3 protein-coding genes are annotated in these 2,609 nt (G+C 69.4%); all 3 read right to left on the bottom strand.

Annotation, left to right across the window (positions count from 1 at the left end; genetic code table 11):
- Positions 1-165: SDR family NAD(P)-dependent oxidoreductase (locus ELR45_RS43070; protein WP_129669490.1), on the bottom strand; the 165-nt coding region annotated here is incomplete at its 3' end.
- A complete protein-coding gene (locus tag ELR45_RS29385; RefSeq protein WP_129669470.1) occupies positions 166-1,077 on the bottom strand; it encodes a cupin domain-containing protein in 912 nt (303 codons plus the stop codon).
- Positions 1,074-2,435, bottom strand: a complete 1,362-nt coding sequence (locus ELR45_RS29380) for an amidohydrolase family protein (RefSeq protein ID WP_129669469.1) — start codon at positions 2,433-2,435, stop codon at positions 1,074-1,076. Before ELR45_RS29380 ends, ELR45_RS29385 begins: the two co-directional genes overlap by 4 nt.
- Positions 2,436-2,609: the final 174 nt, after the last annotated feature.

Here is a 2,609-nt window from a genome sequence, read left to right as displayed (position 1 = left end):
CACCTCCTGGCCCACCTTGATCGTCAACTCCTTGGCGATCGCCTCGGCCCGTACCGGGTCACGGCCGGTCAGGACGACGTCGTCGCCCGCGGCCGCGAAATGCCGGGCCACCTCCAGGCCGATGCCGGACGTCCCACCGACGACGAGCACGGTGCGCTGTGCCATCTATATGCTCCCTTCCGCATTCTCGGACAGCCGTTCTCGCAGGTAGTCCCAGTCCCGGGCGAACCGGTACGAGTGCCGGGGCGGTGGCTGCGGTGCCTGCGTCTCCAGCCAGCGCACCCGCCCTTCGCCGACGTTGGTGAACGCGTGCACACAGCCGACGCCGGCCCACGCCACGTCGCCGGCCTCGAGCACGTGCTTCTCGCCGTCGAAACTCGCCTCGACCGTGCCCTCCAGGATGAGATACGTCTCCTCGAACGGGTGGTCATGTGCCCCGGCGAGTCCGTCCGGCTCGTATTGCACCATGAACATCGAGGTCAGCTGGGCGCCGAGGTCGCTGTCGACCATCATCTTGACGGTGATGCCGCTGTAGACGAGCAGCGCCGTGCGCATGCTGGCGGACACCGCGAGCAGGCTCTGACTCTGCTTGCCGGGATCCATGTGGCCCGGCGTGATGGTGCCGAGAGAACGCGTGCGCGGGTCGCGGGCGTCGACCGGGATCGGGTCCCGTTTGGGCAGCGGCGGGACCAGGAACGTATCGCCGTCCAGCCGTTCACGCGGCTGTGGGCCCTGCATCTCGGCCCAGCGCACGGCCGTGTCACCCTCGGTACGCCAGGCGTGCGGCACTCCGACCGGGATCAATCCGTAGTCTCCGGCCCGCACCCGGTACGAGCCGTCCGAAGTGTCCACGATCGCCGAACCGTCGAGGACATGGAAGCTCTCCTCGAACGAGTGGACGTGGGCCGGCAGTGCGCCTGAGGGCTCGAGCTCGCACACCCCGAACCCGGTGTGCACGGCCCCGGCGTCCTCACCGACAACGCTCCAGCGGCGGTACCCGGGCGCGTCGGCCGACCAGCCGGCGGGCCGGCCGTACGACGCCTCCGACGCCCGGCGCACGAGGTGACGCGAGGTCATGCCGCGGCCTTGGCGTTGGCCGCGGCCCCTGCCAGGTGGTCGCGGGACGACTCCACGAGGCCGCGTGCCCGGGCGACGTCGCCGACCAGCACGCCATCGCGCTTGCGGATCACGCCGTCGACGATGACCGTCTCGACGTTGCTCACGTCCGCGCAGAGCACCACGGCGGCGACCGGGTCGATGACCGGGGCGACGTTGATGGAACGAGCGTCGATGACGACGACGTCGGCCCGTTTACCGGGTGTCAGCGATCCGGTCCGGTCCTCGAGCCCGGCGACGTGTGCGCCGTTGATCGTGGCCATCTCCAGCATCTGCCGGGCCGTCGGCATCGTGTCCGGCACACCGGTGTTCGCCTCCCAGCAGGTGGCGTTGACGCGGGCGCGCTCGCCACCGAACGCGGCGCGCATCTGCGTGAACATGTCACCGGGCACGGTGGTGACGACGTCGACCGACAGGCTGGGGCGCAGACCGAACTGGTACGCCTTGCCCACCGGGGGCCACCCGTGACCCATCTGCAGCTCCACCTGGGCCGCGATCGAGATGGTGCCGCCGGTGTCGGCGACTCGCTGCCACTCATGGTCGCTGAAGTAGCAGGAGTGGATGTAGGTGGTGTCCGGTCCGAGCAGCCCGAGCCGGTCCAGCTGCTCGACCATCGCGAACCGGCCCGCCAGGCGGCCCATCGCCACGTGCACGGTGATCGGTATGCCCAGGTCGCGGGCCATCCGCCACTCAGCCGTCACGACGTCGTCCTGACAGAAACCGGGGCCTCGGGTGGCCAGGGCGAGCGTGAGCAGCCCGTCGTCGCCGGGGATGTGAGTCTCGCGGACCCGCCGGACGTCGTCGCCCGGGATGACCTCGGCGCTGTTGAACCAGTACTTCGCCAGCGAGGTGTTCGCGGACCCGTACGCGTACTGGGCACGGATGCCGGTCTCGCGCAGGCCGGTGATGGCGGCGTCGGGGTGCTCGGGGGTGTTGTTGATGTGCGACCAGTCCACCAGGGTGGTGATCCCGGCGTTGAGGCATTCCAGGGAGCCGGCCAGGTTGCTCGCGTAGACGTCCTCCGGCCGGTATACGGGGGCGAACGTGTCTAGCACCTCGACGAAGTAGTCGTCCAGCGTCGCGTTCGGCGCGCAGCCCCGGATCGCGGCCTCCCACGTGTGCCGGTGGGTGTCGACGAAGCCCGGGATGATGATGTGTCCGGCTGCGTCGATGACCTCCGCGTCGACGTCGGCCTCGATGCGCGGCTCGACGGCGGTGATCGTGTCGTCTTCGATGAGGACGTCACCAGCCGGCAGGTCGCCGAGGTTCGGGTCCATGGTGAGCACGTGGCCGCCACGGAGAAGCATCCGGTGGGTCATCTGTCGTCTCCCTCTCGTTGAGTCGTCATTGACCGGGGATCCGTGCAGCATGCAGCTGCGGGGTTGTCAGTAGGCGGTGAGAGCTCGGACGGTGTCGGTGACGGTGTCGACGTTCGGGATCACCTGATCCTCGAGGGCGTCGGCGAACGGCAACGGAACGCATGCTGCGGCGAT

Source organism: Phytoactinopolyspora endophytica (genome assembly GCF_004138495.1).
Classification (GTDB): Bacteria; Actinomycetota; Actinomycetes; order Jiangellales; family Jiangellaceae; genus Phytoactinopolyspora; species Phytoactinopolyspora endophytica.
This window is presented reverse-complemented; position numbering and strand designations above follow the sequence as displayed.

Bases quoted from the DNA above. Each gene is read 5' to 3' on its own strand.
- ELR45_RS29385 (WP_129669470.1), bottom strand. From the start codon at position 1,077: ATGACCTCGCGTCACCTCGTGCGCCGGGCGTCGGAGGCGTCGTACGGC.
- ELR45_RS29380 (WP_129669469.1), bottom strand. From the start codon at position 2,435: ATGACCCACCGGATGCTTCTCCGTGGCGGCCACGTGCTCACCATGGAC.